Source organism: Candidatus Melainabacteria bacterium (assembly GCA_016193285.1).
Classification (GTDB): Bacteria; Cyanobacteriota; Vampirovibrionia; order 2-02-FULL-35-15; family 2-02-FULL-35-15; genus JACPSL01.
The window spans coordinates 1-7,287 of the sequence record JACPSL010000014.1; the positions used below are offsets into that span (position 1 = coordinate 1).

At 31.8% G+C, this 7,287-nt stretch carries 5 protein-coding genes; 1 reads left to right on the forward strand and 4 read right to left on the reverse strand.

The window, feature by feature from the left end; translation table 11 throughout:
- Positions 1 to 187: 187 nt before the first annotated feature.
- From aroF to dnaK, 4 genes are all read right to left on the reverse strand, one after another.
- A complete protein-coding gene (gene aroF / locus HYY52_03255) occupies positions 188 to 1,219 on the reverse strand; it encodes a 3-deoxy-7-phosphoheptulonate synthase (protein ID MBI2995709.1) in 1,032 nt (343 codons plus the stop codon).
- Positions 1,220 to 1,325: 106 nt separating this feature from the next.
- Positions 1,326 to 2,696 (reverse strand): hypothetical protein, encoded by a 1,371-nt coding sequence (locus tag HYY52_03260; GenBank protein ID MBI2995710.1) that lies wholly within the window; start codon positions 2,694 to 2,696, stop codon positions 1,326 to 1,328.
- Between the two features lie 156 nt (positions 2,697 to 2,852).
- Positions 2,853 to 4,658: a hypothetical protein gene (locus tag HYY52_03265; protein ID MBI2995711.1), complete on the reverse strand. Its 1,806-nt coding sequence runs from the start codon at positions 4,656 to 4,658 to the stop codon at positions 2,853 to 2,855.
- On the reverse strand, positions 4,633 to 6,543 hold the full coding sequence (dnaK, locus tag HYY52_03270) for a molecular chaperone DnaK (protein MBI2995712.1): 1,911 nt from the start codon (positions 6,541 to 6,543) through the stop codon (positions 4,633 to 4,635). Before dnaK ends, HYY52_03265 begins: the two co-directional genes overlap by 26 nt.
- Before the next feature lie 290 nt (positions 6,544 to 6,833).
- Here dnaK and HYY52_03275 point away from each other — a divergent pair, with 290 nt between their 5' ends.
- Complete coding sequence (locus tag HYY52_03275; protein ID MBI2995713.1) at positions 6,834 to 7,076, forward strand: 4Fe-4S dicluster domain-containing protein; 243 nt, start codon at positions 6,834 to 6,836, stop codon at positions 7,074 to 7,076.
- Positions 7,077 to 7,287: the final 211 nt, after the last annotated feature.

Genomic DNA, 7,287 nt, shown 5'->3' on the forward strand with positions numbered 1-7,287 from the left:
TCTTTATTTTCCAGTAATTCCTCAATATGGTTATTTCAAATGGCCTACAGAAAAATCTATTTTTCAGACCTAAAATGCTTTATTTGATCCCAATTCTGCATTCTACGAAAAAAATTAATTGTTAAGTTTTAAACTTGCGTGAAGACCTGGCTCCAGCAGTAGAACATCTCTTGCAAGGCCAGAAAAATTAACTTAAAATTTTCCCATAATTTATTACTTCTAACAATTTGTTTATATCTTGTGTAAGTTTTCTAAAGTTCTCAAAATTAAGTGTTTGTGCTCCATCGGACAAAGCTTTTTCAGGATTAGGATGAACCTCGATTATCAAGCCATGAGCACCTGCTACGATTGCAGCTTTTGCAAGAATAGGAACTAAATGCCATTTACCAGTAGCATGGCTTGGGTCAAAAATAATAGGAAGATGTGATAGCTTTTTAATTACTGGAATTGCTGCTATGTCAGCTGTATTTCTTGTGTACTTATTGTCAAAAGTTCTTATGCCTCTTTCACACATTACAATCTGCTCATTTCCTTTATCCATAATTCTTTCAGCTGCTAATAACCATTCTTCAATCGTAGCTGACAAACCTCTTTTTAAAAGTACTGGTTTATTTATCCTGCCAACTTCATTTAATAAGGTAAAGTTTTGCATGTTTCTTGCTCCAATTTGAAGCATGTCAGTAAACTCAGCTACTAAATCTAAATCCCTAGCATCCATTACTTCTGTAACTACTTTTAGTCCAGTTTCTTTTCTGGCTATGTCTAAAAATTCAAGACCTAATTTCCCTAATCCTTCAAAAGCTCTTGGACCGGTTCGTGGCTTGAATGCACCTCCACGAAGCATTTTGGCGCCACATTCTTTCACAACTTTTGCTATAGCTAGAAGATTTTCCTGGTTTTCTACACTGCAGGGTCCTGCAATAATTACTGGTGAATTATCTCCTCCAATTTTTACATTCTTTCCAAGAGTTACTACTGTATCACTGTAGTGACTGTCTCTGCTTACAAGTTTAAAAGGAACCTGAATTCTTTCAACCTTTCTTACCCCATCTAATATTTCAAATTGATCAGTAGAATATTTTGAAGTCTCACCTATTGCAGCAATGACCGTTTGGATAACACCTTTATTAATTATTGTCTTCATGCCAAGAGCACAAACATGATCAATAACATTTTGAATTTGTTCTTGGCTTGCTTCAGGCTCCATTATGATAATCATTAATAAATTCCTTGCTAAGTTTGATTGGTTTTAACTAAGAGATAATACTATAAAACATATTTTATTAAACCTGCCTGTAACTACTTCAAGAGATTCTTCCTATACTTTACTTATGCTTATACTCCTTTTCAAGGTTGTTTATAAGCCTTAAGCTTGGAAGCCAGAGCAAATCATCTATCTCTTTTTGTGTTACCTTAGTTACTCTCTTTAGAAGATCTGGATCGTAAGAAATAGCTAAACCATACTTAAGGTGTATAAGGAACACTTGCACTCTTCTTGTTCTCATTTTTGTGGTGTTTAGAAGAGTGCGAAAAGGGTGTGTTTGCAGTGCGTTTGGACAAGATATGTAATTTCGTAGATGTTCTTCATTCTGGCTTGCTTGTTCTTTGTTCTTAAAAAGAACATTTTTTATTGCTAGAGCGCAGAATTCCATCTGTGTAAAACAAGGGTACTGCAATGGGCCGATTGCTTTATGGTCTTTTTGAAAGGTGAAATATTTTTCTGGGTCGTCTGGAAAATCTTCCTTACTATATAGTAATCTTTCTAAATCAGATCTTCCCTCCTTTCTTCGGTAAGTTATGCCGTCATAAATTGAATTATAAAATTCCTTACTAGCGGCTACTAGTTTGTTGTATTCTCTGGTAAAAAATGTTTCTCTACACCTTACAGGTGGTGGGTCTAGTAGATAGCCACACTGAGTAAGGACTGGTATAGAATTTTCTAGAATAGTAGCCATCTCTTGTTTGTAAGTCTTAAATGTGTAAATAGTAGCTAGTTCCTCTTTCGAATCTTTTAGCTCTTCAAGAGCTTCTTGAAGTGCAGCACCTTGTTTTGTGTTTCTAACTTGAGTTTCTTGATACTGATTTAACAAAAGTCGGTGTGCATTCTTAGCTTCAACTACTCTACCATTCAACAGCAGCTGTCCAATTTCTAAGCTAGTAGGTAAAGCTGTTTCTAATGGACTAATCCATCTCAATATTTCGTCTATTGGTGCACCTAAAAAAGTAAAATGGTTAGAAATTCTACCAGGATAAAGAGCTGAAATTCTTTTATCGAAACAATCTGACTCCTCCTCATATACTGAGTCTTGTTCAGCGAATATAAGGTCACCATAAACAATAGAAGCAAAAGCAGGTTCATCAGTAGATCTTTCAGGAACTTCAATTAATGCAAAACCATATCTGCCTCTTTGATGTACCCTAAGTATGCCATTAAGTTCTGTTGTCAGTTGAAGTAATCGTTCTGGAATTGATTTATCCGTAATAGACCCTGGTGATTTTATAGTTATTGATGTATCATCTCCTTTAATTTTTGTTACTGTTGCTACAATGCCTGAAGTTGGTTCACCTACAGGCCCACCAGAAGCTTTTTCAGCGCTGCTATCTGCTACCAAAGGAGTTTCCGGTTCCTCTTGCCTAAAATGACATCCTAGCAGTGTCCTTTGACGAATTAAATTAGTAACATTAACTGTTTTCATAATTTACAAAACTCTTTCTTTTTCTTACATAAATAATGCAATTAATTTTTTACATTGCACTCATATTTAAATTTTTTTTAATATTTATGTTAAATTTCTTGAAAGTATTATCATATAGACTAATTATACTTATTGTTGACTTCTTACAAATTACCATCATAAAGCTTTATTTGCTATTTCTTTAATCACTCCGGCATTTTTAAAGAATGCACCTCTATTACCGTCAAATTTTATACTAGCTTGATATTTACCTTGTGGTAGAAACTTAAAACTAAAGAAATTAACAAACTTGGATTCATCTTTTGTTTTTAGATCTGAGTAATTAATTTGAAGGATATTGTTGTTTTTAAGATTAAGTGTCATAGAAAAACTTATTGTTGCTCTGTAATTTTCTTCAATTACTGGCCTAAAATCAGGAGGGATTAAAAAACCTGTTATTGGTAATTGATTTATAAAGTCTTTATCATTTAGTATTTGTGTAACTGGATTGATATCTAGAGTTATGTTTGCATTTGGTTGTGTGAGATCTATTCCTTCAAAGCTTTTTGAAAATTGTAAATCTGCTCGTGATTTATCATTAACAACTTCAATTGGTTTCCCTTTTTCGTCTACACTTGGTGCTTTGGTTTGTTCTACTGACGAATATATTCTATTTAGTATTAGGTCAAATATATTAGCTGGTAAGAAAAGAGATATTTGTAAATTATTTTGGGTTGTTTGTTTTTTAATCTCTGGATCAAGTAAGTCTTTAGGAACTATGTTGTTGTCTATTGAAAGAGAAAAAGAGTTTTGACTATTTAAAATTAGTTTAGTTAAAACACTATCAATAGAAGTATCAGTAAATGGATTAATAATTGCTTCTAATTTTTCTTGTGGAATGTTAAAAGTAATTTTATTTAAAATCTGATCAAGAGCTATAGAATTGTTTAAACTATAAATATTTTTTTTAACTCTTGTCTTTGGAGTAAGTATTCGGCCAAGGTTTGTTACTAAATTAAAGTTGTAGCTTTCTAAAAATAATTTATCTTTTGAGTCTTTATTGACTTCTTGTGGTTCATTTGAGCCTTGAAAATTTTCATTATATTTAAGTAAATATTCATGGTTTTGTTTATTAAAGGTGTTAAAAATATAGGGGAAAACAAGTTCAAGATTTTGAGATAGGTTATCTTTGTTATTTGGGAAGAAAGAAGTAATAACTTGAATATTTTTATTGCTAAAAAAACAATCTGTAGATTTGATTGGATTTTTAACTTTTGTGCTACTTACGAAACAAAATTCTCCACTCATTAAAAGATTGGCAAGATTTATGGTGTTTATACTTGCTTCATTGTTTTTAATTCCAACTGTTTTAAAATCACTATCTAACTTTTGCAGGTTGTTAGGCAGTGAGAGATTCACTTTATAAAATTCAATTGGTGTAAATAAATTTATTTTAAAACTTGTGTCTGTAGTTATCATTATGTTTTCAAGTAACTTATATGTTTGACTATCTGGGCATATGGTATTTTCTTGATTTAAATTAAATTTTTTAATTAACTCATTACAATCTGACATAATTTCTTGTAGGATTGAATAGCTTTTGGATGGATCTATTAGATTAAAAAAACCTTGGGTATCTTTAAATGTAAGTACATCAATTAACTCATTGTCACTTGAGAGTAGTTTTAGTTTTGTATTATTGTCTTTAATTTTAGGAGATGTTTGCAGATGCAATATAACTCCTGTTTTGTCTAAGTTTAGATTCTGGGTAATATTACTTGAATTTTTATCTACTATAAAATCAAACTTTTTTTCAATAGCTCTGGAGTTTACTGATAAGTTAGCAAATTCAGGCGGCAAAGATTGTGAAGTCTGAGAATAAGACTTATAAACTGCAAATAAAGAAATGACAAGTGTAAATGTTGTAAGTAAAAATAACTTTTTATGTGTACTCACATTAATTGCTAGGTTTAAATTCTGCATCTATAATTTCATCATCTGATGAAGAAGTTGATGATTTCTTGGCTCCAACAGGTTCTTGATCACTTGGGGTGCTTTGAGATTTTTGCGATGCTTGTGATGCTTTTGTAGCTAGCTCGTAAGCAGCTTCTTGTAAATCTTTTGTTAAACTTTTAATTTTACTTATATTGCCCTTGTCTTTAAGTGTTTGTCTAAGTTCATTTAAGAGTTGCTCGACTTTTGCTTTTTCAGCCAGTGGGGCATTGTCTTTTAATTCTGATAACTGTCTTTCAACACTGTAAACCAAGCTATCAGCTTTATTTCTTTCTTCAATTTCTTCTCTTTTCTTTTGATCCTCTTGTGCGTTGGATTCAGCAGTTTTTACCATTCTGTCAATTTCATCTTTAGTTAAATTTGTTGAAGCTGTAATTGTAATTTTTTGTTCTTTTGAAGTTGCTTGATCTTTTGCAGTTACACTTAAAATGCCATTGGCATCAATGTCAAATGTAACTTCAATTTTTGGAATCCCTCTTGGTGCTGGTGGTATCCCTTCTAAGTGAAAGTCGCCAAGAAGCTTATTGTCAGACGCAATTGGTCTTTCTCCTTGATAAACTTTAATATCAACTCTTGTTTGATTGTCATCTGCTGTACTAAAAATTTCTGATTTGCGTGTAGGAATAGTAGTGTTCCTATCAATTAGCTTTGTAAATACTCCACCTAAAGTTTCAATTCCAAGGCTAAGAGGTGTTACATCTAATAAAACAATATCTTTAACTTCTCCTGCTAAAACCCCGGCTTGAATAGCTGCACCAACAGCAACCACTTCATCTGGATTTACTCCTTGGTTTGGTTCTTTAGTTGTTAGTTCCTTAACTAAATTTATTACTTTAGGAATTCTTGTACAACCACCAACTAAAACCACCTCATCAATTTGTCCTGTGCTTAATTTTGCATCTTCAAGAGCTCTTTTTACTGGACCTCTAACTCTTTCAAATAAATCATGACAAAGATCTTCAAACTTAGCTCTTGTTAATTTCATTTCTAAATGTTTTGGCCCGTTTTGATCAGCTGTTATAAATGGAAGACTTATTGTTGTTTCCATTAAAGATGAAAGCTCTATCTTTGCTTTTTCAGCTGCTTCAGTAAGTCTTTGAAGTGCTTGTCTGTCTTTTCTAAGATTAATTCCTTCTAGTTTTTGAAATTCATCTGCAATCCAATTTACTACTTTATGATCAAAATCATCTCCGCCTAATCTTGAGTCACCGCTTGTTGCTTTAACTTCAAAAACTCCATCTCCAACTTCAAGGATACTTACGTCAAAAGTTCCGCCACCCAAGTCAAATACAAGTATTGTTTCATCTGCTTTTTTGTCAAGTCCATAAGCTAATGCAGCTGCAGTTGGTTCGTTTATAATTCTTAAAACATCCAAACCAGCTATTGTTCCAGCATCTTTTGTAGCTTGTCTTTGGCTGTCATTAAAATATGCTGGTACTGTAATTACAGCAGCTGTTACTTTTTCTCCAATATATTTTTCAGCATCTTCTTTAAGCTTTCTTAAAATCATTGCAGATATTTCTTGTGGTGTATATCCTTTTTCTTCTATTTCTACTACTACAGCATTATCTTTTCCTTTTTTTGTTTTATATGTAAAAGATTTTCTTTCTTGTTCTGTCTCTTCATATGTATGACCCATGAATCTCTTTATACTTGATACTGTCTTATCAGGATTTAATTCTCTTTGCCTTTTTGCAATTTGTCCTACAACTCTTTCACCGCTTTTTAAAAAACCAACAACAGAAGGGGTTGTTCTGCTACCTTCAGCATTTGGAATTACTGTAGGTTTTCCACCTTCTATTACTGCCACAACAGAATTTGTAGTTCCTAAATCTATTCCAACTACTTTTGCCATTTTTTTATTAACTCCTTCTTTAAGTTCATTTTCTTTATCTCTCTATTATATTTATAAAATGAAAATTAGCTAATCAGCCTTCTGTTCATTATGTTTTAATTTTTATCATATATTTGTAACTAAAAACCTTATCTTTTTAATATTGTTGATGTTATTCTACATTACAATTGGTTAATTAAACATTAAACAGTAGTTTATTGATCTTTATAATTTTTTTATATTCTGACCAAAAATTAGCTTGTGTGGTTATTATTAATAGTGGCTACTAAGAAAAAAAACAGGAGAGAAAAATGTCATATACGATTGTAAGTGATGTTTGTGAAGGAAAGTCAGATTGTATACCAGTTTGTCCCGTTGATTGTATACATTGGGTAGAGGATTCAGCATCTAAACAAAAAAAGAAAAATACAAAAAACACAGATTATACATATATTGATAATGAAACCTGCATTGATTGTGGGGCTTGTTTAGCAGCTTGTCCAGTTGAAGGTGCTATTTTAGATGAATGGAAACCAGAGCTTCAAAAATATTAACTTAAAATTAAAAAAGTGGTTTTATTTCATTAATAGATATTCCACTTACAATTTTTACTTTTCCAATGTCTTGTCGCAAGTTTAAAACTTAACAATTAATTTTTTTCGTAGAATGCAGAATTGGGATCAAATAAAGCATTTTAGGTCTGAAAAATAGATTTTTCTGTAGGCCATTTGAAATAACCATATTGAGGAATTACTGGAAAATAAA

Coding starts and splice junctions, on each gene's coding strand:
- aroF (MBI2995709.1), bottom strand. CDS start 1,219: ATGATTATCATAATGGAGCCTGAAGCAAGCCAAGAACAAATTCAAAAT.
- HYY52_03260 (MBI2995710.1), bottom strand. CDS start 2,696: ATGAAAACAGTTAATGTTACTAATTTAATTCGTCAAAGGACACTGCTA.
- HYY52_03265 (MBI2995711.1), bottom strand. CDS start 4,658: ATGCAGAATTTAAACCTAGCAATTAATGTGAGTACACATAAAAAGTTA.
- dnaK (MBI2995712.1), bottom strand. CDS start 6,543: ATGGCAAAAGTAGTTGGAATAGATTTAGGAACTACAAATTCTGTTGTG.
- HYY52_03275 (MBI2995713.1), top strand. CDS start 6,834: ATGTCATATACGATTGTAAGTGATGTTTGTGAAGGAAAGTCAGATTGT.